Here is a 25,713-nt window from a genome sequence, read left to right as displayed (position 1 = left end):
ATTAAGTTTGGAACAGCCCTTTTTCCGCCGCAGGCGAAGAGAGGGCAGACCAGCGTAGCGAGGTCGGGTGAGTAAAATAGTCCATCGACTCACCCCCAACCCCTCTCTGCTACGCAAAGAGGGGAGAAAGAAGATAATTAAGTTTGGAACAGCCCTTTTTCCGCCGCAAGCGAAGAGAGGGCAGGCCAGCGTAGCAAGGTCGGGTGAGTAAAATAGCCCGCTGACTCAACATGTGAGTAATATCTATTTATATTTGACTATGCCTTCCATTATCACCTTATGCCGAGAATTACGGCAGAGACAAACACCGGCCGAAAAAATATTGTGGCAACACTTAAGAAACAGATCAATTGTTAATGAAAAGTTTTTAAGACAACATCCAATTTGTGCTCAAAATGCTTTCGGAAAGAAACTTTATTATATACCCGATTTTTATTGTCACAACGCAAAACTGGTTATTGAGGCTGACGGTCCTATTCATTTGTTAAAAAGAGATTACGACAAAAATCGTGACGAAGTTTTGCAAGCTTCGGGATTGACAATTATGCGATTTGGCAATGAACAGATTATGAATGATACTGCTATGGTGCTTCAACAGGTTATGGAATTTTTGCAAGAAGCATCGCGGCGTTAGTTGACTCACCCCCAACCCCTCTCTGCTTGGCAAAGAGGGGAGAGTGAAACTATGTAAGTTTTCAAAGCCCTCTTTCCGCTGCAGGCGAAGAGAGGGCAGACCAGCGTAGCGAGGTCGGGTGAGCAAATAGACAGTCAACTCATCCCCGGCCCCTCTCTGCTTCGCAAAGAGGGGAGTGTCAGAACAACATATTTGATAGCCCTCTTTCCACCGCAGGCGAAGAGAGGGCAGACCAGCGTAGCGAGGTCGGGTGAGTAAAATAGCCCGCCAATTTTTGCCCCAAAAACCGTATTTTTGCAGCCTTATGAGTACTGCTAAAACTTATTCGCCTAAGCAAGCCGAAGAAAAATGGTACAGCTACTGGCTGCAACATAAATTTTTTAAGTCCGTGCCAGATGAGCGCGAACCTTACACTATTGTAATACCTCCGCCAAACGTTACCGGGGTGTTGCACATGGGCCACATGTTGAACAATACTATTCAGGATGTATTGATACGCCGTGCGCGTATGAAAGGTAAAAATGCCTGCTGGGTGCCTGGAACTGACCATGCCAGTATAGCTACTGAAGCTAAAGTTGTAGCTATGCTTAAAGAAAAAGGCATAAAAAAAGAAGACCTTACCCGCGAAGAGTTTTTAAGTTATGCATGGGAATGGAAAGAAAAATACGGTGGCATTATCCTTGAACAGTTAAAAAAACTGGGTGCCTCATGCGATTGGGACCGTACCCGTTTTACCATGGACCCCGACCTGAGCGATGCAGTGTTAGATACCTTTATCCACCTGTATAAAAAAGGATGGATCTATCGTGGTATACGCATGGTGAACTGGGACCCGCAGGGTAAAACCGCCGTTAGCGATGAGGAAGTAATTCGCAAAGAAGTTAATCAGAAGCTTTACTATATAAAGTATGAAGTTGCAGGTGAAGGCGAAAAAGCAAGTGCTGCAGGCGATCCTTTGGCCCTTGATCTTTTACCATCTACTTTAACTATCGCTACTACAAGACCCGAAACCATCATGGCTGATGCTGCAATTTGCATCAACCCTAATGATGAGCGCTATTTGCATTTACACGGATTGTCTGTTTTTATTCCGCTTATTAACCGAGAAATACCTATCATATTAGATGAGTATGTAGAGATGGATTTCGGTACTGGTTGTCTGAAAGTTACCCCTGCACACGATCTGAACGACTACGAATTGGGCCAAAAGCACAAACTGCCCGTTATTGATATTTTAAACGATGATGGCAGTCTGAACGAAAAAGCGCAGATACTGGTAGGCGAGGACCGCTTTGCCGCACGTAAAAAGATAGCGGTAATGCTGGAGGAAGCAGGCGCTTTGGAAAAAGTGGAAGAATATAAATCGCAGGTTGGTTTCTCTGAACGTACCAATGCGGTTATTGAGCCTAAGCTTTCTATGCAATGGTTCTGCAAAATGGGCGAGATGGCTAAACCTGCCTTAGATTATGTTTTGAATGGTGAGGTTAAGCTGATACCCGAAAAATTCATAAACACCTACCGCCACTGGATGGAGAACGTTCAGGACTGGTGTATTAGTCGCCAGTTATGGTGGGGACAGCAAATACCAGCCTGGTTTTTACCAAACGGCGAGTATGTAATTGCCAAAACCCGCGAAGAGGCTTTTCAAGAAGCAAAAGCTAAAAACGCGCAAATTAATCTGGATGATCTGGTGCAGGACCCGGATGTTGTTGATACCTGGTTCTCATCATGGTTATGGCCAATGAGTGTTTTTGATGGATTTAAAGATCCGGAAAATGCCGATATAAAATACTATTATCCAACCAATGACCTGGTAACCGCTCCGGAGATATTATTTTTCTGGGTTGCCCGGATGATCATGGCCGGACATGAATTCCGTGGAGACGTACCTTTCAAAAACGTATACCTTACCGGTATAGTTAGAGATAAACAGGGCCGCAAAATGTCTAAATCACTGGGCAACTCGCCAGACCCGCTTGATCTCATTGAACAATATGGTGCCGATGGTGTACGCGTAGGTATGTTGCTTGGGTCGCCTGCAGGCAACGATATCATGTTTGATGAAAAGGACTGCTTACAGGGCCGTAACTTCTTTAACAAGGTTTGGAATGCTTTCCTGTTAATTAAAGGCTGGCAGGTTGATGATAGCTTACCGAACGTAAACGCAACTACAATAGCCTGGTTTGAAAGCCGCTTTAACCAAGGCTTACAGGAAATTGAAGACAACTTTAGCCAATCCCGTTTATCGGAAGCTTTAATGGCTACTTATAAATTGGTTTGGGATGATTTCTGCGCATGGTACCTGGAAATGATCAAGCCGGTCTATCAGCAACCTATTGACAGGGAGACGTTTAATAAAACCATCGGTTTCTTTGAAAACATTCTGAAGATCCTGCATTCGTTTATGCCTTTTATTACTGAAGAATTATGGCACGACGAGATTTTTGGCGAACGCTCAGAAAAGGACTGTTGTATTGTTGCTCAATTACCAACAATTGGGGAAATTAATTCCCTGCTTATAAATGATGTTGAGCTGGTTAAGCAAATAATTACACAAATAAGGAATATCCGTCAGTCAAAACAGATCTCGCCTAAAGAAACCTTACAACTTGCGGTGAAAGCTAATTCGGGTGTTGATTATAAAGCATATTCCTACGTTATAACTAAGCTTGCTAATTTAAATGAGTTAACTTTTGTTAATGACAAAGTAGCCGACGCTGTAGCATTTTTAGTATCAACAGACGAGTTTTTTATTCCGATGCAGGAAACAGTTGATGCCGCGGCTGAACTGGAAAGATTAGAGAAAGAAAAAGCTTATCTGGAGGGATTCCTAAAATCTGTAAACGCCAAACTGCAAAATGAGCGTTTTATGGCCAATGCCAAACGTGATATTGTTGAGAACGAACAAAAGAAAAAAGCCGATGCTGAAGCAAAACTGATTATTGTGTTAGAAAATCTAAAACTCTTGGCAAACTAATTGCAAGGGCTTAGCTTTTAATATTGTTAAAAATTATTAGTGTTTCTGGTAAATATTATTAATTTTAGAAACAATATTTATAGCATAAGCTAAGCCCTTTATAATGACCAGTAACGCAGGTTTTTTTAACTTTTCTATAAATAAAATACTACATAGCGGACAATCTGCATTAGATGCCGCTCGTGTAAGGCTTTTGTATTATGGCTTAGCGCTTTCTTTTTTTACATCGCTATTATTATTTTTTGAGGTACTTTATAAAGAACACTTCATAATAAGTATTATTATAGGCAGTCTTACGCTTATTTCGGCCATATTATTCAAGTATTTAACTTATCGGCCGCGTTATCGCGTTATTTCTCATATAATATTGGTGGTTGCTACGTTGGCAAACATTGTAAATATTTACATAGCCAAGCAAAATGCTGATGCTGTTACGGTAGGTGTTATTATACTGATAACGCTATTTAGCTTTAATATGCTTGGGCAAAAGGCCGGATTTGTTTATTCGGCATTAAATATTGTTCCAACTTTAGCGCTGCTTATTCTGCAACATAACAACAGTTTTCTTATCACTCTTAAGCCCGAAAAGATTGATGATGCTACTTTTATTATCAGTCTTTCTTCGTGTTTAATGCTCATCCTGTTTGTTTACAGTCATTTTTATGCAGCTTTTAACAGGGCTATTTATGAGTTGAGCCAAACCGGCACCATGCGCGATCAAATTACAGCCGATTTTGAACAAGCTATAGAGAAGGCTAATAAATCGTCGGAAGCAAAATCGGAGTTTCTGTCTACCATGTCGCACGAGATCCGCACTCCACTTAATGCGGTTATTGGCATGACTGATCTGCTCATGATGGGCGGCCCAAGACCTGACCAAAAGGAGAACCTTGAAGTGTTAAAGTTTTCAGCAGGAAACCTGCTCTCCATCGTTAATGATGTGCTCGACTTTAATAAGATAGAGTCGGGTAAGCTCATCTTCGAAAAAATACGCCTTAACCTGCACGAACTGATGAACAACATCTGCGGCGGTTTGGCTATAACAGCCCGTCAAAAGGGCCTGAATTTTACTTTAAACGTTGACAAGGCCCTTCAGGACAAAGCCCTGTTTGGCGACCCGACCCGCATTACCCAAATTGTATTTAACCTGGTAAACAATGCCATAAAGTTTACAACACAGGGTGATATTTTGGTAAAAGTAAAATGTATTGAAGACAGGCACGACCGGTTAACAGTGAATTTCAAGGTGAAAGATTCAGGTATAGGCATTCAGCAAAACCGGCTCGATGTTATTTTTGAGCCTTTTACGCAGGAATCTGTAAGTACAACTAGGCAGTATGGTGGTACGGGCTTAGGGCTGGCCATAGTTAAAAGATTGCTTGAATTGCAAGGAATAAAGATCAACGTAAACAGTACGGTTAACGAGGGTTCTGAGTTTTCCTTCAATATGGAGTTCCCCGTAGCTACTGAAAAATTTATACCAGCAAGCAATAAGGTTGTAGTTGAACAACAGAATGAAGGAAATAATTTTGCATCATTGCGGGTTTTGATAGCCGAAGATAACCCGGTTAACGTGATGTTGATGAAAAAGTTGTTGTCAAAGTGGAACATTACACCCTTTATTGCAGAGAATGGTGAGCGCGCTGTAGAATTCGTTCAATATGGCAACTTTGATGTTATTTTAATGGACCTGCAGATGCCGGTAATGAATGGCTTTGATGCCGCTGTTGAAATACGCAAAATGGCCGACCCGCAAAAGTCTAACATTCCTATCATTGCTTTAACAGCGTCGGCTTTATTTGATATTAAGGAGCGGGTTTACAATTCGGGCATGAACGATTATGTTTCAAAACCGTTTAAACCTACAGAGCTTTTTGAAAAAATACAGAATCTGGTCAACCTCGCACCAGATGCTAAATATCCGCATATTCCGGTAAATCAGCAATAAAGCGGTAGCTGCCATTCACAAAATCAATTACGCAATAGTAATGATCAATGCCATTGGTAACTGCTAACAGGTCAATTTTGTGCACCATGTTATAGCGCGCAATTTGTTCAAATACTTTTTGCGTAATGGGCACACCAGGTGCTTTACATTCTACAAGCAGGACTTTTTGAGCCGTTTTGTTATAAACAACAATGTCAGACCGTTTTGGCTTACCGTGTAATTTATGTCCGCCCTCCAGTTTAATAAGTGTTTTGGGATAGTTTTTTTGTTTGATGAGATACTGCACAAAATGCTGACGCACCCATTCTTCAGGCGTAATAACGATGGTCTTTTTCCTTAGTTCGTCAAACAGTGTCAGTTGGCCGTTAACCTCGGTTATTTTAAAGGGGTAAGGTGGTAAATTAAGCGGCTGTAGCTGATGCATGGGCGAATTTAGTGATTAGTTAATTAGTGACCAGAAATTAGTTCGTAAATGTAAAATCCAATGTTCGGTTTCATCAACCACATTTTATTCAACTAATCACTAATCTCCAATCGTTAATCACTATTTTTGAAAACTCATGACTGCCGCTGATATCCTTAAAGATCTTAAAAACCGTAAGTATAAGCCGGTATACTTACTTCATGGCGAAGAACCGTATTTTGTTGATCTGATAGGCAATTTTGTTGAGCGTGAATTGTTGCCCGAAGCCGAACGAGGCTTTAACCAAACGGTGCTTTACGGTAAAGATACCGATATAATGACCGTGCTTAACGCTGCCAAACGCTACCCCATGATGGCTGATTACCAGGTGGTTTTGGTTAAAGAAGCGCAAGATATGAAATGGGGTAATGACAGCGACGAAAAGAAAGGTATCAATCCGTTTTTAAGTTACCTGGAAAGCCCGTTGCCCAGCACCATACTGGTGTTTTGCTACAAGTATGGTAAGTTTGATAAGCGTAAAAAAACTTACAAAGCCATTGAGAAGAATGGTTTGGTGTTTGAGTCAACCTCGCTTTACGATAATAAGATACCGGCCTGGGTTGAGAGTTATCTGAATGATGCCGGTTACAAAATAGGGCAACAGGCAGCTTTAATGGTAGCCGAATATTTGGGTAACGACCTTTCTAAAATAGCTAATGAGCTGGATAAGTTGATGCTTAACGTGGCCAAAGGGCAGGAAATTACGCTTAAGCATGTGCAGGATAACATTGGTATCAGTAAAGAGTACAACGTATTTGAACTGCAAACCGCGCTGGCAAAAAAGGATGTTGTTAAAGCCAATCAAATAGTTAATTATTTTGCCTCAAATCCTAAAAACAATCCAATTGTTTTGGTGTTAGGCAATCTTAATAATTATTTTACAAAGGTGCTTATGTACCACTACGTGCGCGATAAAACGCCACAAAACGTTGCAAAGGAAATAGGGGTGAATCCTTACTTTGTGAAAGATTATGAACAGGCCGCCCGTAGCTATAACTACGCCAAGTCCATACAAATAATTGGCTACCTTCGCGAATATGACCTGAAAAGCAAAGGTGTTGATTCTGTAGCAGATCATGGCGAGTTACTAAAGGAGCTGATGTTCAAAATACTGCACTAATAATATCTGCACTTTTCAAAGGCATACTTTAAGGCGCTATTTATTTTTTTGCGTAAAAACATCCTATAAATTATTTGTACTATTACTTTAAATTCCACAACAACCCAATCCATGGCAATAGACATCACAAAAGTTCTTAAAAAAAATCAGTCTGCTCTTCTTGAAAAGTGGATGACCAACCAACTGGCAGATGCAGGCTTACGCGACGACCTGATGAGCAATGAAGATCTTCGCGTAGAATCAGAAGAATTAGTGAATTCACTGGTCTCTGCCATCAGCTATTCAAACCTTGACAATGCAGAATCGGGCGATTTTGACCAGGTATTGGAAATACTGGGTGGCATTTCAATTTCGCGTGCGCGTCAGGGCTTTAGCCCTAAAGAGACCGGACTGTTTGTAATGAGCCTGAAAGATGCCTTGTTGAATTTACTTCAACAGGAAGTTAAAGATGCAAAAGAACTTTATACTTTAAGCAACAGGGTTGGCCGTTTAATAGATCATTTCTCTATTGCCACGTTCGAAACATTTATAAAAGGGCGTGAAGAAGTTATACTGAGACAAACGGACGAGATAACCGAAATTTCTACCCCGGTAATACGTGTTTGGGACGGCATTTTGGCGCTTCCTATTATAGGCACCTTAGATAGCGCCCGCACTCAGGTAGTAATGGAAAGCTTACTTACAGAGATTGTAGAAACCGGTAGCAGCATTGCCATTTTAGATATATCAGGCGTTCCCACTGTTGACTCATTGGTCGCTCAACATTTACTTAAAACGGTTAGCGCCACCCGCCTAATGGGCGCCGATTGTATTATCAGCGGCATACGCCCGGAGATAGCACAAACTATAGTGCATTTGGGCATTGATCTTTCGCAGATAATTACAAAAGCTTCACTTGCAAGCGCTTTACTGTACGCTTTCAGATCGCTGAAGTTAGAAGTTAGAAAAGTTAATGATGGTAACAGGTTTGCTGTTAAAAATTAAGAATACGCATGGATAGAATTCCTATTCTAAGGATGGGGCAGTTTTTACTGGTAACCATCCAGGTAGACCTTTATGACAGGCTTGCCCTTGATCTGGAAGCCGATATTGTTAAAATGGTGAATAAAACCGGTGCGCGTGGCGTATTGATAGATATATCTGCTGTAAGTATAGTTGATTCATTTATGGGGCGTATTATAGGCAACATAGGGGTTATGTCAAAATTATTAGATGCCGAAACTGTTGTTGTGGGTATGCAACCCGCTGTAGCCATTACTCTTGTTGAATTAGGTTTACCGCTTAAGGGTGTGTACACAGCTTTAAACGTAGATAAAGGCATGGATCTGTTAAGGTCAATTATTCAGGATGATGTAGATACAGCAGATACCGACGACGATGACGATAATATCGCTGAATAAAGACAACATGCCTGTTCAGCGGGAACAGGATGTAGTGCTTTTTCGCAATCGGGTAAAAGAGTATGCTGTAAAAATTAAAATGGGTTTGGTTAACCAAACAAAACTGATCACCGCAGCCAGTGAACTGGTAAGAAACATGTTGCGTTACGCGAACGGCGGAGAGGTATTGATCGAAGTGGTATCGCGCGGACGAGATAATGGTATTCGATTAACGTTTAGTGATAAAGGCCCCGGAATAGCAGATATCAGCCTTGCCATGAAAGATGGTTTTTCCACAGGCAAAAGTTTGGGTTTGGGTTTGCCCGGTACCAAAAGATTGGTAAACGAATTTGATATAAAAAGCGAACCTGGCAAAGGTACAAGGGTGATGATAATAAAGTGGGCCAATGGTTGACGCTACACATACCAGCTTTAATGCTTCCGACAGGAGTTACTATGCCATCCTGAAAAAGGAAATACATGCTATTGCAGTACAGGCAGGAATTGCGGATAAAAAGCTAAATGAACTTGATATTATTGTAGCCGAAATGACCTCTAACCTCCACAAGTATGCTATGGGTGGAGAGTTGTTGGTAGCCTACTTTGATAAGCCGGGTGAGGAGTACATTGAACTGATAAGCATTGATAACGGTCCCGGAATAGCCGAATTACAGAAAGCGCTGGTAGACGGTTACTCTACCGCTAATTCAATGGGCCATGGTTTGGGTAGCATTAAGCGTTTTTCAGACGAGTTTGACATTTACTCACTTAAAGGCTGGGGAACCATCGTATTAAGTCGTATTTATAAAACAAAACAGCCTTCAAAAAGCAGGTTGAAAACATATGTGCAGATAAGGCCTATCGTTATAAAAAAACCTGGAGAGACCACAAGTGGAGACGGACATTATGTAAAGGCTACAGATGGCATGATCAAATTACTGGTTGCCGATGGTTTGGGTCATGGTCCGGAAGCTAATTTGGCTGTGAACGAAGCGGTTAAGTCGTTTAAATCATGCCCGTATAATTCTCCTGCAGATATTATCAGATACATTCATCGGGATATCAGGAAAACACGTGGCATAGTGGGTACGGTAGCTATTTTTGATATGAATGCTAAAGCTGTTAGAATAGCAGGTGTTGGTAATATTTCTTCCCGTTTATCGGGAGGGGTAAACAATAAAACTTTATTGGCGTATAACGGAATAATTGGTCATAACATTCCAACCACTATGAATGACCATTTAATGCATTTTGCAGACTATCAGCAGTTGGTTTTATGTTCTGATGGTATTAAAAGCAGGTGGGAAACCATTAAACACGCAGGTATTAACCGTTGCGATAACACCATTCTCGCTGCGGCTATTTATAAAGATTTTTCCCGGCAAACAGATGATATGTCGGTTATTATAGCAAGGGTTAAGTAATAGAGCATGACGGCAATTGTATCAATATCACTTGAAAATGAAATGGACCTTATATTGGCTTATAAAAAGTCAATCAGGACCGCCGAAATGCTGGGACTAACCATTTCTACTCAAACTGCCTTCGCTACAGCCGTATCAGAAGTATGCAGGGAAGTAATAGACAAAACCTTTGATGGGCAACTAAGCATTGGGGTATTAACTGAAGGCGAACGTTATTCATTATCAGCACGCATAACTTTCAGGAAAGACGATAATTTTGGCAAAGTTAACGATGGTTTAGACTACGCCCGCCGCCTGGTTCCCGCCTTAGAAGTTTCTGTGGCTAATGACTGGGTTACCGTAATGTTGAAAATGCCGGTACCGCGCTCGGCAAAAGTTGACCGGGCTAAAATATCTGCCGTAAAGCTGCATTTTGAGGTAGCCGAACCCGTCAGTGCTTACGAAGAAGTTAAGCAGCGCAATTATGAGTTATTTAAGTTAAATGAAGAACGGGAGAGCGCTTTGCTGGCCGCTAATTATTTAAATGAGCAAAAAGATGAATTTCTATCAGTTGCCAGTCATGAGTTAAAAACTCCGTTAACTATTTTACGGTCTTTTGCCCAATTGGCTATTAAGACCGAAGGCGGAAACAACGCGCAACTGCAACTCTATTTAAAGAAAATTGAAACACAATCTGCTAAGCTTAACTCTTTGATACAGCAATTGTTGGATATTACAAAGATTGATGCCGGCACTGCGGATTACCAGATGGAACATGTCTCTATCAATACCTTTTTAACCAACGCTGTTGATCTGGTGAGTATGATCATTCCGAATAATAATGTATCGCTTCAATTAGGTAACGATGCAACCGTTATGCTGGATCGTTTACGGATTGAACAGGTGGTTAATAATATCGTTGGTAATGCTGCCAAATACTCCAAATCGGGCAGCTCAATTACCATCAGAACAAAAGTTAAAAACGGGGTAGTATCTGTAACTGTTGAAGACGAAGGGATAGGCATGTCTGATGAAACACTTCACCAGGTATTCAAGAAATTTTATAGAAGCGAACAGGTGTTGAAGAAGTATAATGGCTTAGGCATGGGTTTATACATTGCCTCAAAAATTATTGCTGATCATAAAGGCTCAATAACTGTTAACAGCAATGAGGGAATAGGTTCCGTTTTCTGCTTTACATTACCTGTTGCAGAACAAGCAGATGCTTTCATAGCTGCAGTATAACATTATCTGTTACCGGATGGCCGGTACAGGTTAGTACCCATCCTTCAGCAAGATCTGCTTCCATCAATACATCATTTACAGACATTTCAACTTTCCCTGACACGCATTTGGCAATGCATGTAGAACACATGCCTCCGCGGCAGCTGTAGGGCAAGGCAATATTATTTTGCAATGCCGCTTGCAGTATAGATTGGTTTTCGCCTACGGCAATGCTGTAAACCTCGTTATTTATTTGAAGTTTTATATTTTGCGGCGGATAAACAGCTGTGCTTTCTGCTACGGGTACTGTTTCTATAACAAAGTTTTCCTTGCGTATATTTTCCTGCTCAACGCCCATAAAAAGCAGCGTCAGCCTGATCATACGCATATAGGCAAAGGGGCCGCAGATGTAAAAAAGGGTGTTTGTAAAGTTATTTCCTAAGTGCTGATGCAGTAATTGTTCCAGATAATCGTTACTGAGGCGTTTACCCTCGCTGCTCAATAAACTTACTATGGTGAAACGCCGCGTATTATGGGTTTGTAATTTTGATAACGCTTCATTAAAAAGTATATCATCAGCTTTGTTGTTGCTGTAGAACAAAACAATGTTGATATCCTCAGGCCTTGCTAACAGGTATTTTATATGCGAGAATACGGGTACAATACCGCTCCCGGCTGCTAAATACATTATGTTTTTTATACCTGTTGTTTTGCTTAAAGTGAATTTACCCGCGGGAGATACGGCGTTGATCAGGTCGCCTTTTTTAACCTTGGACAACATAAAGCGGGATATCTCGCCATTGCTTACACGTTTTACTGTAATGGCAAGCAGAGCTTCATCCGGCGACGAACTTAACGAGTAGGAACGACGTATCTCATTACCGTGATGATTTAAAACAAGTGTGATAAACTGCCCGGCAGCATAAGGAACTTTTGCACCGTTTGCCTCGGCTAATAAAAATGTAGCTGTGTCAGCAGTTTCTTGCCTAATATCTTCAACACGCAGTTGCAGCATAATTATATAGTTAATACCAGCTTGCCAAATTGCGCAGACGTTCCCATTTTTTTGATCACATCACCGGCGGTGTTCATTGGGTATACTTCATCAATTACCGGTATAATCTGGTGTGTGTGCATAAATTCCAACATCGCCTTAAAGTCGGCAGCGTTGCCCATAGTACTGCCTAATAATTGCAACTGTTTCCAAAACACTTTCCGACCGTTTATTGACGGAATATCACCTGCTGTACCACCAAAAAACACAATACGGCCGCCGGGTTTACACAGGTCCGGGAATTTAGCGAAGCCTTCGCCAAGGGCGCTGTCAATAATAATATCAAAGCCGCCCGAGAGGTGCTGCAATTCTTCGGCCCAATCCTGCGCCTTGTAGTTTACACCTGCTAATGCGCCCATCTGTATGGCGCTATCCAGTTTCTCTCCTGAACCGCTTGTTACAAATACCCTGCATCCCATAGCTAAGGCAAATTGCAAAGCGAACGTACCTGTGCCACTGCCTACGCCGGATATAAGAACGGTGTCGCCTTTTTTAGCTTTAGCCTTAACAGTAAGTGCTCTAAATGCGGTAACGCCTGCTAACGGAAATGCCGCCGCCTGCTCCCAGGTTAAGTAAGCCGGTTTGTCAAAAAGGTTTTCTGCAGTCACCTTGACATATTCGGCCAATGTGCCGTCATCAGGCAACCCTAAAATTTTGAAATCCTTGCCCTGTGCATTATCGTTCTCTCCCCAGTTAAAGGCAGCGTTGATCACTACCTCCTTGTTCAGCCAGTTAGGGTCAACCCCTTCGCCAAACTCGGTAACAATGCCCGCACCGTCTGAACCCAAAATGGCCGGGTATTTTAAACCGGCATATTTACCAATGCTGATCCAGTAATCGCGGCGGTTAAGCGCTGCGGCTTTAATTTTAACTACAACTTCGCCCGGTCCGGGAATAGGGGTTTCAACCTCTTTCCAAACAATGGGTTGATCAGGGGCTTCTAATACGTTGGCTTTCATAAATGGTGTTGGTTATAATAAAAACGGCGGCCTAAAGCCGCCGTTCTAATTGTCTTAAAAATCCGAAACTGAACTTCCGAAATTAAGCTATCGCTTTAGCGTATAATTCAGCAACGTGGTTCCAGTTCACTACGTTCCAGATGGCAGCTAAATAATCCGGACGACGGTTTTGATATTTCAGGTAGTAAGCATGCTCCCAAACGTCAATACCTAAAATTGGAGTGCCTTTAACTTCGGCAACGTCCATTAATGGGTTATCCTGGTTAGGTGTTGAGGTTACAGCCAGTTTTTTATCAGCAGTAACAACTAACCATGCCCATCCTGAACCGAAACGGGTAGCACCAGCGTCAGAAATTTTGGTTTTTAATTCAGCAAATGAACCGAAAGTGCTTTTAATAGCATCAGCTAAAGCACCTGTTGGCTCGCCGCCACCGTTTGGCGATAGCAAGGTCCAGAATAGTGTGTGGTTATAGTGACCGCCGCCGTTGTTACGTACAGCAGCAGGATATTTTGATATGTTTTTAATGATATCGTCAATGTTTGCATCAGCCTCAGGCTTGCCTTCTAAAGCTTTGTTTAAGTTAGTAACATAAGCCTGGTGGTGCTTGCCATGGTGAATTTCCATGGTTGCCTTATCAATGTGCGGTTCCAAAGCATCGGTTGCGTAGGATAACGCCGGTAGTGTAAATGCCATAAAAGTAATTTTAAAGTTTAATGTTTGTTAGCAAATATAAGGCGTAAGCAAGCATATTGTTCTAAATAAATGTCAACTTTTTGCCATTAGTAACTGAGGCTTTTTTTAATTATATTTAGGTAAACGCTTAGCGCTTTAAGTAGTATGTTAAATTTTAATTTAAAATTGTAACTTATAGAAAATATTATCCATATTTGATAGATACTCACAATAATATATGCACAAAACGCCAATTGATCTAACCAATTGCGATACAGAACCAATTCATATACCTGGTCAAATTCAGTCTCATGGGTTTCTTATTGTAATAGATCAAAATTTAAACATAACTTACCACAGCGAGAACGTTCATGCTTTTTTAAAAGGCATACCGGATGTTTTGCTGGGCATATCCATTAGGGATATTGAAAGTATTATAGGCCAAAATGAACCGCCTGATTTTATCAATCAGCTCATTTCATTTGGAAAAATAAACGGCTTCGATCAAACCAACCCATTTCATACCGATATTCAGGGTGAAAGCTATAATCTGATCATTTCCCGGTCTGGGTCTGCTTATTTGCTTGAGTTCGAACCTGTATTGTCTGATCTGAAAACAGATATACAGAAAATGATCGGTCGTTCCATAGCTGAAATGCTGGCCGACAAGGATATTACCACCCTGTTGAATAATACCACATATCAGGTAAAAACTGTTATTGGTTATGACAGGGTGATGGTCTATCGCTTTGCATCTGACGGGCATGGTGAGGTAGTAGCTGAAGCTAAGAACGAGAATCTGGAGAGCTGGTTGGGACTACATTACCCGGCATCTGATATTCCTAAACAAGCACGCGAGCTTTATAAGCTTAACTTAACACGTTTAATAGCGAACGTTTTTACAACGCCATCAAAGATTTTATCTACGCGTCAGTTTGCAGAACAGCCTTTGGATCTAACCAATTCGCAACTGCGTGCGGTGTCGCCTATGCATATTGAGTATTTGAAAAATATGGGTGTGCATTCAAGTTTCAGTATATCGCTTATTTATAAAGGCGAACTTTGGGGATTGATCGCGTGTCATAATTATTCACCACGTTTTATTGATTACAAAGCGCGTGATTCTGCAAAACTCATCGGTCAGATACTTTCATCGGCTCTGGAGTTCAGGCAGGATGAGGCTAATAAATACTTGCTGAGTAAATTAAATGCTAACGTTGACGCGCTTTCAAAGCTGATGCTAAAAGATAATAGTATTGAGGAAGCGCTTACCGAACAGTATGTTACCCTTTTGGATGCTGTTGAAGCTACGGGGGCGTTACTGGCTTATGAAAACAATATCACCAAGCTGGGTAAAACCCCTGATGATAAGCAGATAGCGCAATTAATTGAATGGGTTGGTAATAACGTAAGCGAAACTTTTTATTATACTAATGAACTGCCCGAAATCTACTCGGAGTCGGTAGCATATAAGCACATTGCCAGCGGAATAATGGTGATCACCTTGTCGCGCGAATTAGCTGAGTATATTATTTGGTTTAAGCCGGAGCATATTGAAACCATTACCTGGGCAGGTAATCCCGATAAACCATTTGAATTAAATAGCGATGGTAGCATGATCTTATCGCCACGCAGATCATTTGAAGCATGGTCGCAGCAGGTTGCAGGCAAATCGCAGGAATGGCAAGATGAGGAAATCAAATCGGCTATGCGATTAAAGGCCGAAGTTACCTATGCCATTAATCAAAAAGCAGGCGCTATAAGGATGCTCAATGAGCGACTAAAGCAAGCTTATGAAGAGCTGGATACATTCAGCTTCACCATATCGCACGATCTGAAAAACCCTTTATCAACTATTAAAGGTTATGCCCAACTGCTAACCCGCGATGCCAGTTTGCAACCACGGGTGAAAGATACGCTTGTGCGCATTAATGATAAAGTTGATAAAATGAACCTCATGATCAACGAGGTGTTAGAATATTCACGCATTGGCAGGCAGGATATAAAGCCTGTTGAGGTTGACCTCGGAACAATCATTGCAGATCAAATTAAAGATCTCAAAATTGCCTTTAATACTGATAATTTGAAAGTTGTACTGGGAAATACGCCTGTGGCGTATGGCGATCCGGTTATGTTGTCGCAGGTGTTTGCCAACTTATTGAGCAATGCCATAAAATACAGCATGGAACAACCCCAGCCAACTATTCATGTTGAAGGCAAAGAAGACGAGTTAGAAATTACTTACAGCATAAAAGACAATGGCGTAGGTATTGAAATAAAACAGCTACCGCGAATATTTGAGTTGTTTAAACGTATGGATAACGTGCAGCATATAGAAGGCAGCGGGGTAGGCTTGGCTATTGTAAAACGTATTGTTGAAAAGCACAACGGCAAAATTTGGGTAGATAGCCAGCTTGGTAAAGGCTCAACTTTTTTTGTGTCGTTTAAGAAAGGGGTGTGATTTAGTGATCAGAGATTGGTTGAATAGCGATTAGGCAGATAAGCGAACTAATCAACCATACTTTGATTTAGATATTAGAGATTAGCGGAGCGGCGATTAGACGATAGCTAACTAATCACTGATCTCCAGTCAACTAATCACTAAATTTCACCATCCAATCCCTGAATTTTTCAAAGGTATTATTAGCGGCAGCAATTACTTCGGTTTGTTGTGCTTCAGTGGGAGCTATGGCATTGAGTTTCTGCTGAAATTGAACCCACTTGTTGCCGGTGTCTTCACCGTAGCCGTTAAAGAAGGATAGTCCCTGTCCATCTGTTATTCCCAAATGTTGCTGTACCATTTTACTGATGATCTTTCCGCCCAGTGTTGACCCCTCAATAACATATAAGGCACCAAACGCCTGTAGTAAATTGTTGATCTGGGGCAATTCAGTATCTTCTGCCTTTGGTGGCAAATTACCTTTGAGGTTAGTCAGATCATTTGCCAGTGCAGCTGTTTTGCGGCGATCAGTATAGTCAGGCAGGTTTTGGGTATTGATGTGTTTGTCTATTAGTAGCTCCAGTCCTCCAAAATAACCATAAAACAGTTCAAGTATATGCGCGTAATCGGCCACCGACCGCATGCTTTTCATTTTACCAACCAATATCTTTTCCGTTTCCTGATGATATTGTAAGGTCGTCGCTTTTATTTTTTCAGTTAACATAGGTATTTTCAAAGGGGATATCAACGGGCTAATGTATAGCTTCTATTGCATTAACGTTGCAGAACGGATAAATATTTCTTCATCTACTGCGCAATTCGCGCAAAGCATCGTTAGCTATCCATTTGGCGGCTTTATTATTTTGTTGCAAAATGCGTTCGCCTGTGGCTATGGCTACCTGTTTCAGCGCGCCATTGCGTTTGCCAATTTGCCGCAGCGCCCAGTTAACTGCTTTCTTAACAAAATTACGCTCGTCATTAGCCTCACGCTCTATTATTGGCATAAACTTAATAAACACCATGTCATCGGCCTTTTTATCATGGACGGAGAAGGCCGCCATTATTACAAATCCGGCCCGCTTTACAAATTCCTCTTCCCGATTGCAGTACTCAATAGCTTTCTCAATGGCAAAGGGGGTACGCGCGAATAAATTACTGCACGCCTGGTCGCAAATATCCCAGCTATCAAAACTAAGTGTCCATTCGTCTATTTGTTGCCCGGTTACCAACTTAGGGTCGTCTATCATGGTAGCCAGCAATTTTGCTTCGTGTACGTTGGTATCCCAAAGCTGCTGCGCCAGCGAGTGGTCAATCTTAATTACCTTAGCCAGCTTACGCAGATCGGGTATGCGTACACCAAGTGCATTGCTGTTATCAATGCCAAAGCGAAGCATGCCTTCGCGATAAGCAGGGGAGGATGATTGCTTTAACAGCTCTATAATATCTGACGCTTCCATAGTATGTGAATACAAGTATGTAAAATTTAATCGAACTTTACATACCTAAAATGGTTAAAGAGTTTAGAAAAACCATTTATATGATGCTGAAAACTTTACTTTTTTCCTCTGCTCTCTTGTGCGGTGCGTTTGCTCAGGCTCAAACAGACACTACCGGTAAATCTCCGGTACGTACTTTATCTTACCAGGAATATAATGCTTATTTAAAAGGCCAGGCGTCAACAGATATGGCCATGGTAGCCGAAATGAACCATTACCCCATGCCGGATAAGGTGTTGAAACTAAGCAACCAGCTAAACCTGAGTCCTGTTCAGATAAAAAAGATAACTGACATCAACACACAGATGCAGCGCCGCCGCGTACAAATAGGCGGTTCGGTAATTGCTAATGAGAAAATGTTGGATAGCCTGTTCAGAACCCGAAAGATGAGCGACGGTAACCTGATCTTTTATACAAACAGGCATGGTTTATACCAGGGCGAACTGAAAAACGCCATTTTACAGGCTTGTTTGGCTACCGAGAAATTGCTGTCGCAGCAGCAGATCGCTAAATTTGAAGCGCTTCAAAAAAAGTAGTTAGTGTTACTTAAACATTGCGTGATTATTAACATGCAAATTGCGATTGGTTTTGTTTAATTTAGCGGCCTCATTAATATATATGAAAATATCGTTTGATTTCGAAAAGCCTTTAGCCGAGCTGGAGCAGCAGATTGAAAAAGTGAAGCAGATGGAAGAGAAGAATAAGCTGGATATGTCTGCCACTATTAACGAACTTCAAGGCAAACTCGACGAAGCGCGTACTCAAATATACTCCAACCTTAACGGCTGGCAAAAAGTGCAAATTTCTCGTCACCCTGAGCGTCCATATACCTTGCAGTATCTGGAGCTGATGTGTGATGATTTTATTGAACTGCACGGCGACCGTACCGTGGGTGATGACAAAGCCATTATTGGCGGCTTTGGTACCTTGAATGGGCAAACCGTAATGTTTATTGGCCACCAGAAAGGGCGTAACACCAAAGAGCGCCAGTACCGTAATTTCGGTATGGCCAACCCAGAGGGTTACCGCAAGGCTTTAAGGTTGATGAAACTGGCCGAGAAGTTCAATAAGCCGGTAGTTACCTTAATTGATACGCCGGGTGCTTACCCTGGTTTGGAAGCGGAAGAGCGTGGACAAGGTGAGGCTATTGCCCGTAACATTTTGGAAATGTCTGTATTGAAGGTACCTATCATTTGCGTTATTATTGGTGAAGGTGCATCTGGTGGTGCTTTGGGTATTGGTGTTGGCGACAGGGTTTTAATGTTGGATAACTCTTGGTATTCAGTTATATCGCCCGAGAACTGCTCAACCATTTTGTTTAAAACTTGGGAGCATAAGGAACGGGCTGCAGAAATGTTGAAGCTTACCTCAACCGAGATGCTGAAAAACAAATTGATCGACGGTGTGATCAAAGAACCGCTGGGTGGCGCGCATCAAGACCCGGTGGCTATGGCAGCCATTGTTAAAAAGCAATTGATAAAAGAACTGAAAACGTTAAAAGAGCGCGACATAAACGAACTGGTAGCAGAGCGCATTGAGAAATTCTGCTCAATGGGTGTTGTGATTGACGGATAAACCCGAAGATTGAAGATCAAAAATTGAGGCGATTGGTTTATACCGGTCGCCTTTTATGTTTTAACACACTTAGTTGTACCACGTTGATATGCGTCCTAAGGTTTTTTTTTGGTGTCGACAGTTGATTTAATCGCTTGTTAATCAACTGTTTGATGTTTTATGATTGTTTTCTGGGATAACTTTTAAGTCAGTAGCATTACGCTTAAAAATTGGTTAACTATCTAAATTACAGTTGATTGAAATTAGACTGTCGCTACTCCAATTTTGGTCCACCGTTTGGGACAGGTTTCAATACACTAAGTTAATATAAAACAAAAGCGGCCACCCTTGTTTAAGGATAGCCGCTTTTTTAGTTTAAAGTTACTTGTTTATTCGGTTGGGAAACCAAATTTGCCTGCGTAATCTTTTAGTTGCGCGCTGAACTTGGCAGAGAGCGCCTTGTTATTGCTTTGTTTTGCCGTGCCGGCCATACCGCGTATTAACGATAAGCCTAATTGTATTTCGTTATTACCCAGATCTGTTTTGCCATTTTTATATAGCGTGTAGTTGTAATTAAGCGAGTTTACCAGATAGTCATCTATCAAATTCAACAGCTTATCGCCTATTGCGCTTTCGCCTAAGGCATAGGCAGATTCAGCAAGATAATATTTCCTGATAGCCGCTTCCTGCACCGGGATAAAGTTTGGCAGCTCGTCCATGTATTTGTTCAAAGCTAATTTAGCCTCCGCCGTTTTGCCTTCTTTCATCAATCCCTCAATCATGTCTATGTAAACACGGCTTAAAAGTGGGTAGAACATGGTTAATGATTCGTGGTCAAGGTATTTAGCCGTTTTAAAGTTACCCCACTTAAACTTAGTAGTAACGTTATTGTACATCACAGTTGGATTTACATTATTCTGCGCGCTTGCAGCGGTATCAGGGGTTAGCGGTAATAACCTCATGGCAAAACCTTCGTTATACAGGTATTTATCCAATCCCATCATTACGCTGCCAGGAGCGGTAACTGTAAAGTAAATTGGCCTTTTCCAGTTGTTGTGCGAAATAATGTCCATTAAAGCTAAGTTGTCTTTAGCTACATAGTTACCCGGATAAGTAAACTTAACGGTATCAGTAATGCGGCTCTGCAAGTCGGCAGGTACAACGTTATTCTTTAAAACATCATCTTTATTAACCGTGATCTTAAAGTTTTTAGTAGGTAAAAAGTTGCTTGTTTCGCCGCTTTGGTATTGTACTTTGGCTGCTTCATTGTCTGATAGCATAAAGTCAAATACCTCTTTCAGCTCAATAGCACCCTGAATTTTTTGATCGCTGTAGTACAATACATCGCGTACACCCATTTTAAACTGATCGTCTTTCATGGTGATCGGCAGTGGTGCAGACTCATTCATTTTGGTCTTCATCTGCCTGATGTACCAGTCGGTACCCAATAAGCTCAGGTTAACTATACGCACATCCGGACGCACATTTTCCACTTCCTGTATATACCATAGGGGGTAAGTGTCGTTATCGCCATAAGTAAATAAAATAGCATTTGGCGCGCATGAGTTAAGGTAGTTATAAGCCATGTCATGCGGGGTAAGCTTGGTTGAACGGTCGTGGTCATCCCATTCCTGGTTTGCCATTAATATAGGTCCCACGGCTAAACAAACTGTTGTGGCCAAAATAGCCGCGTTTTTGTTAGCTGCTTTTCGGCTTACCAGTTCAACAATAGCCGGTACCGCCAGGCCTATCCATATGGCAAACGCATAAAACGAACCTGCGTATGCATAATCACGCTCACGTGGCTGCAATGGGTCCTGGTTAAGGTAAAGCAAAATGGCAAAACCTGTAAAGAAGAACAGCACACCTACAACACCGGCATCGCGTTGATTACGCTTAAAGTGGAAGTAAGCGCCCAGCAAGCCTAAAATAAGCGGTAAAAAGAACAGGCGGTTGTATGATAAACTTTTGGTAACAGAGTAGGGCAGGTCCTTACCAAAGTTCCATCCGCTTATCCAGTCGCCGTCAATGCCGCCCTGCTGACCATCCATTTCGTTGGTGCGGCCCACAAAGTTCCACAAAAAGTAGCGGGTGTACATTTGGTTTACCTGCCACGTAAGGAAGAAACCCAGGTTGGTGCTAAAGGTTGGATGCTCCTCTTGCGCCAGACCAGACCAGCTGCGGTAAAACTCCGGGTGACCGGCTTTATCGCTAAACATGCGCGGGAAGATGGTATTACGGTCGTATTCTGTTTTTAATTTCTTTCCGGCAGGCTCATATTTGGTTAAGCCGCGGCGGTAAAGCGTAGCGCCTTCCTGCTGATCAATAGGCTGAGCATCAAAAAACTGACCGTATAATAAAGGCGTATCACCGTATTGATCGCGGTTAAGGTAGCTGTTCAGCGCGAAAGCATCCTGCGGATCGCTGTTGTTAAGGTTAGTGCCGGCTTTAGCTCTGATAACGATCATTACAAACGAACTGTAACCGAACAAGATAAAAGCGGTACAAAGCAGGAAAGTATTCAGTGCGAAGCGTTTTTCACGTATTTTAATAACATACTCAAGGGCGGCTACAACGGCTATGCCTACTACCAAACCAATAATGCTCGCGCTTACCGCTAATGCCAGTATAAAACAAACTGCAGCAGCGATGATTGCGGGTTTAGACGGTTTAACCGTATAGTAAATGCCGGCTACAATTGTGCCTATTACTAACAGGAAGAATACAACAGCTCCGCTGCCAAAGCCCATTCCAAGCGTGTTTACAAAGAACAGATCTGAAAAAGCAGCGCCTTTTACAGTGAATTGTATAATACCCCATAATACGGTACCCACCACAACAACACCTAATAAAAATGCCCATATTGTACCTTTTGTAGTAACCTTTTGCGAGCGGCGGAAATAGATAACCAACGCTATGGCAGGTATAACCAGCAAGTTTAATAAGTGTATACCTATTGAAAGGCCCATTACATAGGCAATAAATACTATCCATTTATCGGCACCTTCTTCATCAGCATGTGCATCCCATTTTAAAATGGCCCAGAATACAACTGCTGTACACAATGATGATAAGGCGTAGACCTCAGACTCAACTGCCGAGAACCAAAAAGTATCAGAAAAAGTATAAGCTAATGAACCTACCAGGCCTGCACCTATAATGCTGATCAAGCTGGCAAGGCTCATTTCTTCGCCTTTTTTTACCAGTATTTTTTTAGCCAGGGCCGTTATGCTCCAAAATAAAAACAATATAGTTACCGCGCTGGCCAGTGCCGAACCCATGTTGGTCCAGTAAGCAACTTTGGTATTATCGCCCAATGAGAGGAGGGAGAACACTTTACCAATTATGGTGAATAGCGGCGCTCCCGGCTGGTGGGCCACCTGCAAACGGTAAATACAGGCAATAAACTCGCCGCAATCCCAAAAACTGGTTGATGGCTCTAAAGTTAAGGTGTAGGTAATAGCAGCCACAGCAAATGCCAGCCAGCCAAAAATGTTGTTGATTTTATTATAATTCATTACTGGAAATTACAAGTGATGACGATTTAACGAGCCGAAAATAGTAAAACAATTAGCATGAACCGCAATAAACCAATATCATTTAACACAATTTAACGCATATGAGCGTTTGCTGCAATAATTTTTAGTGTAATTAAGTCGGGTGTTTTTTACGCATTTAGTTGGTAAATAAAATGTTAGGCAGGCCAACGTGTTAATGGCTTAACATTATGTTTAAATTTTATAAAAATTCATTTTGAATTGGAAATTTTCGTCTTATATTTGCAAACCTTTTCGGAACGACAGTTGCGAGCAGGAGATTGCCTGATAGTATAATGGTAGTACGACGGTTTTTGGTACCGTTTGTCTTGGTTCGAATCCAGGTCGGGCAACAATTCAATTTCGGATTTCGAATTTTTGATTTCGGATGTTTTATCTGATAGAAATTTGAAATCCGAATTGTGTTTTATAGCGAAAAAAAATAGTAAATCCGAAATCGGACATCCGAAATCCGAAACAAAGAAAATGCCTTTACAGTCTAATCCGGTTAAATTATTTTCAGGTTCAGGATCAACAGCCTTAGCCGAAAAGATTGCCGATGCCTATGGCAAAGACCTTGGCGATTATTCGCTTTCACGTTTCAGCGATGGCGAGTTTCAGCCTCACTTCAATGAATCGGTACGCGGATGCGATGTTTTTCTGATCCAGTCTACCCATCAGCCTACAGATAATTTAATGGAGTTGCTAATGATGGTTGATGCCTCTCGCAGAGCTTCGGCACATTATGTAAACGCCGTTATACCATATTTTGGGTTGGCGCGTCAGGACAGGAAAGATCAGCCACGTGTGGCAATAGGGGCCAAACTGGTTGCTAACTTGTTGGTAGCAGCGGGTATTAACCGCATCATGACCATGGATCTGCACGCAGCGCAGATACAGGGCTTTTTTGATGTGCCGGTTGATCACCTTGATGCTTCTATCATATTTGTGCCTTACATAAAAAGCCTTGGCTTAGGTAATTTAACTATTGCTTCGCCAGATATGGGAGGCTCATACCGCGCACGCAGCTTCGCTAAGTTTTTTAACGCCGAAGTTGTTATTTGCGATAAGCGCCGTAAACGAGCTAACGAGATAGAATCAATGACCATTATTGGTGATGTTACCGATCAGGATATTGTTTTGATAGATGATATTTGCGATACCGCCCGTACCCTGGCTAAAGCGGCAGCTTTAATTATGGAGCGTGGTGCACGCAGCGTTAGAGCAGTTTGTACGCACCCTGTTTTATCAGGAGATGCTTACGAAACAGTAGAGAACTCGGCTTTAACAGAATTGATCGTAACAGATACGATTCCGTTAAAACGCCCGAGCGATAAAATAAGAGTGCTTTCAACAGCCGACCTATTTGCCAAAGCCATTATTAATGTTAATGAGTATGGCTCAATAAGTCAGTTGTTTAAGGTGTAGGTTTTGGTCCATGGTCCATGGTCGATAGTCCATGGTGATGGGTTTAAACAGGAAAAATAAAACTATGGTCTATGGTCTATTGACTATGGTCTATAACAAACAATAAATTAAATAAATAAAAAATGAAATCAATTGCTATTAGCGGTTCTCCAAGAGAGAACGTAGGGAAACGCGACGCTAAAGAACTGCGTTATGACGGCAAAGTGCCTGCAGTACTTTATGGTGGGGCTACTCAAACCCACTTTTCAGTGTCCGCAGCTGATTTGAAACCCGTTGTTTATACACCGGATGTTCATTTCATCGACCTTGAAATTGCCGGTGTTAAATCACAAGCTGTTATTCAAGACATTCAGTTCCACCCGTTAACTGAAAAAATTATTCACGTTGACTTTTTGGCTTTAGATCAAAATAAACCTATCGCTATCGACATTCCTGTAAAATTAACCGGTACTTCTCCAGGTGTTAAAATGGGTGGTAAACTGGTACAGAAATTAAGAAAACTGAAAGTTAAAGGTTTACCAAAAGATCACGTAGATACTGTAGATGTTAGCATTGAAGGTTTAGAAGTTGGTAAATCAGTTCGTGTTCGCGAGATCAACTTGCCTAACCTGCAAATTGTAAGCGCTGCCGAAGATACTATCGTATCTGTAACTACTTCACGTGCGTTACGTCAGGCTGAGCAAGAAGCTAACAAAAAATAATTCCACCCCCTAACCCCTGAAGGGGGAACAAGAGGAACTAAAAGCGATGGCATTTACCATCGCTTTTTTGTTTTCTGGTATCACTTGATGCTTTTTACTATTTTCGCAGAAAATAAAAAAAGTTCCCCCTTTAGGGGGCGGAGGGGGTATGAAATATCTGATAGTAGGTTTAGGAAACATTGGTCCGGAGTATGCCGATACAAGGCATAACATAGGCTTTATGATATTGGATGAGCTGGTTAAGCGCGAAGGCGCTAAATTCAGCAACATGCGCCTGGCTTACTACACCGAGGTGTCGCACAAGGGCCGTACGCTGTGTTTGATCAAACCCACTACCTACATGAATTTAAGCGGTAAGGCCCTCAATCATTGGATGAAGGATCTGAAAATACCTGTAGAAAATGTACTGGTATTAGTTGATGACTTGGCTTTACCCTTAGGAACGCTGCGCCTTAAGCCGCAGGGGAGCGCCGCCGGGCATAACGGACTGAAAAACATTGAAGCTGTGTTGGGGCACAATAAGTACGCACGGCTGCGTTTTGGTATTGGCGATAACTACCCTAAAGGCCGCCAGGTTGATTATGTTTTAAGTGGCTTTGATGACGACGAACAGCCCGAGCTTCCTGCTTTGATTGACCGCTCCATTGACATGATAAAGAGTTTTTGCACTATAGGCGCGGAGCTTACCATGACCAAATTTAACAAATAGCCCCCCTTAAAAAGT

General features: G+C 41.9%; 22 protein-coding genes and 1 tRNA gene. 16 read left to right on the top strand and 7 right to left on the bottom strand.

Features of this window, described 5'->3' with window-relative positions; translation table 11 throughout:
* Positions 1 to 259: 259 nt before the first annotated feature.
* From CLV57_RS13970 to CLV57_RS13960, 3 genes are all read left to right on the top strand, one after another.
* Entirely contained in the window at positions 260 to 634 is a 375-nt protein-coding gene (locus CLV57_RS13970) for an endonuclease domain-containing protein (protein WP_100342002.1), read from the top strand.
* A 304-nt stretch (positions 635 to 938) separates the two neighbouring features.
* Complete coding sequence (locus CLV57_RS13965) at positions 939 to 3,611, top strand: valine--tRNA ligase (protein ID WP_100342001.1); 2,673 nt, start codon at positions 939 to 941, stop codon at positions 3,609 to 3,611.
* A 103-nt stretch (positions 3,612 to 3,714) separates the two neighbouring features.
* The gene (locus tag CLV57_RS13960) at positions 3,715 to 5,559 is read left to right on the top strand and encodes an ATP-binding protein (protein ID WP_100342000.1); all 1,845 of its coding nucleotides are present in this window, start codon (positions 3,715 to 3,717) and stop codon (positions 5,557 to 5,559) included.
* On the opposite strand, the gene CLV57_RS13955 is transcribed toward CLV57_RS13960, so the two are convergent.
* A complete protein-coding gene (locus CLV57_RS13955; protein WP_100341999.1) occupies positions 5,525 to 5,983 on the bottom strand; it encodes a type I restriction enzyme HsdR N-terminal domain-containing protein in 459 nt (152 codons plus the stop codon). The two genes, CLV57_RS13960 and CLV57_RS13955, sit on opposite strands and share 35 nt — an antisense overlap.
* Positions 5,984 to 6,119: 136 nt before the next feature.
* Between CLV57_RS13955 and holA the strand changes: the two genes are divergently transcribed.
* The 6 genes from holA to CLV57_RS13925 all read left to right on the top strand — a co-directional run bounded on the left by holA (position 6,120) and on the right by CLV57_RS13925 (position 11,169).
* Positions 6,120 to 7,142 carry a DNA polymerase III subunit delta gene (holA, locus tag CLV57_RS13950; protein WP_100341998.1) on the top strand — a complete coding sequence of 341 codons (1,023 nt, stop codon included), beginning with the start codon at positions 6,120 to 6,122 and terminating at the stop codon, positions 7,140 to 7,142.
* 111 nt (positions 7,143 to 7,253) lie between these two features.
* Positions 7,254 to 8,126, top strand: a complete 873-nt coding sequence (locus tag CLV57_RS13945) for an STAS domain-containing protein (protein WP_100341997.1) — start codon at positions 7,254 to 7,256, stop codon at positions 8,124 to 8,126.
* 8 nt (positions 8,127 to 8,134) lie between these two features.
* Positions 8,135 to 8,542 carry an STAS domain-containing protein gene (locus tag CLV57_RS13940; RefSeq protein ID WP_100341996.1) on the top strand — a complete coding sequence of 136 codons (408 nt, stop codon included), beginning with the start codon at positions 8,135 to 8,137 and terminating at the stop codon, positions 8,540 to 8,542.
* On the top strand, positions 8,520 to 8,936 hold the full coding sequence (locus CLV57_RS13935; RefSeq protein ID WP_100341995.1) for an anti-sigma regulatory factor: 417 nt from the start codon (positions 8,520 to 8,522) through the stop codon (positions 8,934 to 8,936). The genes CLV57_RS13940 and CLV57_RS13935 overlap by 23 nt, the downstream gene beginning before the upstream one ends.
* Positions 8,929 to 9,945 (top strand): SpoIIE family protein phosphatase, encoded by a 1,017-nt coding sequence (locus CLV57_RS13930; RefSeq protein WP_100341994.1) that lies wholly within the window; start codon positions 8,929 to 8,931, stop codon positions 9,943 to 9,945. The genes CLV57_RS13935 and CLV57_RS13930 overlap by 8 nt, the downstream gene beginning before the upstream one ends.
* 6 nt (positions 9,946 to 9,951) lie before the next feature.
* Complete coding sequence (locus tag CLV57_RS13925) at positions 9,952 to 11,169, top strand: sensor histidine kinase (RefSeq protein WP_100341993.1); 1,218 nt, start codon at positions 9,952 to 9,954, stop codon at positions 11,167 to 11,169.
* Here the strand turns inward: CLV57_RS13925 and CLV57_RS13920 are convergent.
* From CLV57_RS13920 to CLV57_RS13910, 3 genes are all read right to left on the bottom strand, one after another.
* Positions 11,153 to 12,163: a flavin reductase family protein gene (locus CLV57_RS13920; protein ID WP_100341992.1), complete on the bottom strand. Its 1,011-nt coding sequence runs from the start codon at positions 12,161 to 12,163 to the stop codon at positions 11,153 to 11,155. The two genes, CLV57_RS13925 and CLV57_RS13920, sit on opposite strands and share 17 nt — an antisense overlap.
* A 2-nt stretch (positions 12,164 to 12,165) precedes the next feature.
* Entirely contained in the window at positions 12,166 to 13,161 is a 996-nt protein-coding gene (locus tag CLV57_RS13915; protein WP_100341991.1) for a zinc-binding dehydrogenase, read from the bottom strand.
* Positions 13,162 to 13,243: 82 nt separating this feature from the next.
* On the bottom strand, positions 13,244 to 13,855 hold the full coding sequence (locus CLV57_RS13910) for a superoxide dismutase (RefSeq protein ID WP_100341990.1): 612 nt from the start codon (positions 13,853 to 13,855) through the stop codon (positions 13,244 to 13,246).
* A gap of 217 nt (positions 13,856 to 14,072) precedes the next feature.
* On the opposite strand from CLV57_RS13910, the gene CLV57_RS13905 reads away from it, so the two are divergent.
* The gene (locus CLV57_RS13905; protein WP_100341989.1) at positions 14,073 to 16,295 is read left to right on the top strand and encodes an ATP-binding protein; all 2,223 of its coding nucleotides are present in this window, start codon (positions 14,073 to 14,075) and stop codon (positions 16,293 to 16,295) included.
* A gap of 133 nt (positions 16,296 to 16,428) precedes the next feature.
* On the opposite strand, the gene CLV57_RS13900 is transcribed toward CLV57_RS13905, so the two are convergent.
* On the bottom strand, positions 16,429 to 16,998 hold the full coding sequence (locus CLV57_RS13900; protein ID WP_100341988.1) for a biliverdin-producing heme oxygenase: 570 nt from the start codon (positions 16,996 to 16,998) through the stop codon (positions 16,429 to 16,431).
* Positions 16,999 to 17,077: 79 nt separating this feature from the next.
* Positions 17,078 to 17,731, bottom strand: a complete 654-nt coding sequence (locus CLV57_RS13895) for a DNA alkylation repair protein (RefSeq protein WP_100341987.1) — start codon at positions 17,729 to 17,731, stop codon at positions 17,078 to 17,080.
* 50 nt (positions 17,732 to 17,781) lie between these two features.
* On the opposite strand from CLV57_RS13895, the gene CLV57_RS13890 reads away from it, so the two are divergent.
* Positions 17,782 to 18,306: a hypothetical protein gene (locus CLV57_RS13890; protein ID WP_100341986.1), complete on the top strand. Its 525-nt coding sequence runs from the start codon at positions 17,782 to 17,784 to the stop codon at positions 18,304 to 18,306.
* 82 nt (positions 18,307 to 18,388) lie between these two features.
* Positions 18,389 to 19,345 carry an acetyl-CoA carboxylase carboxyltransferase subunit alpha gene (locus tag CLV57_RS13885; protein ID WP_100341985.1) on the top strand — a complete coding sequence of 319 codons (957 nt, stop codon included), beginning with the start codon at positions 18,389 to 18,391 and terminating at the stop codon, positions 19,343 to 19,345.
* 368 nt (positions 19,346 to 19,713) lie between these two features.
* Here the strand turns inward: CLV57_RS13885 and CLV57_RS13880 are convergent, their stop codons facing one another.
* A complete protein-coding gene (locus CLV57_RS13880) occupies positions 19,714 to 22,842 on the bottom strand; it encodes a glycosyltransferase family 117 protein (protein WP_100341984.1) in 3,129 nt (1,042 codons plus the stop codon).
* A 300-nt stretch (positions 22,843 to 23,142) separates the two neighbouring features.
* Here CLV57_RS13880 and CLV57_RS13875 point away from each other — a divergent pair.
* The 4 genes from CLV57_RS13875 to pth all read left to right on the top strand — a co-directional run bounded on the left by CLV57_RS13875 (position 23,143) and on the right by pth (position 25,698).
* Positions 23,143 to 23,213 (top strand) — tRNA-Gln (locus CLV57_RS13875).
* A 133-nt stretch (positions 23,214 to 23,346) separates the two neighbouring features.
* Positions 23,347 to 24,288 carry a ribose-phosphate pyrophosphokinase gene (locus CLV57_RS13870; RefSeq protein ID WP_100342856.1) on the top strand — a complete coding sequence of 314 codons (942 nt, stop codon included), beginning with the start codon at positions 23,347 to 23,349 and terminating at the stop codon, positions 24,286 to 24,288.
* A gap of 122 nt (positions 24,289 to 24,410) precedes the next feature.
* Positions 24,411 to 24,989: a 50S ribosomal protein L25/general stress protein Ctc gene (locus CLV57_RS13865; protein ID WP_100341983.1), complete on the top strand. Its 579-nt coding sequence runs from the start codon at positions 24,411 to 24,413 to the stop codon at positions 24,987 to 24,989.
* A gap of 148 nt (positions 24,990 to 25,137) precedes the next feature.
* Positions 25,138 to 25,698 carry an aminoacyl-tRNA hydrolase gene (gene pth / locus CLV57_RS13860; RefSeq protein WP_100341982.1) on the top strand — a complete coding sequence of 187 codons (561 nt, stop codon included), beginning with the start codon at positions 25,138 to 25,140 and terminating at the stop codon, positions 25,696 to 25,698.
* The last annotated feature ends 15 nt before the right edge of the window (positions 25,699 to 25,713 follow it).

Source organism: Mucilaginibacter auburnensis (assembly GCF_002797815.1).
Taxonomy (GTDB): domain Bacteria; phylum Bacteroidota; class Bacteroidia; order Sphingobacteriales; family Sphingobacteriaceae; genus Mucilaginibacter; species Mucilaginibacter auburnensis.
The sequence above is the reverse complement of the archived record's forward strand: the minus strand, read 5'-3'. Positions and strand labels throughout refer to the sequence as shown.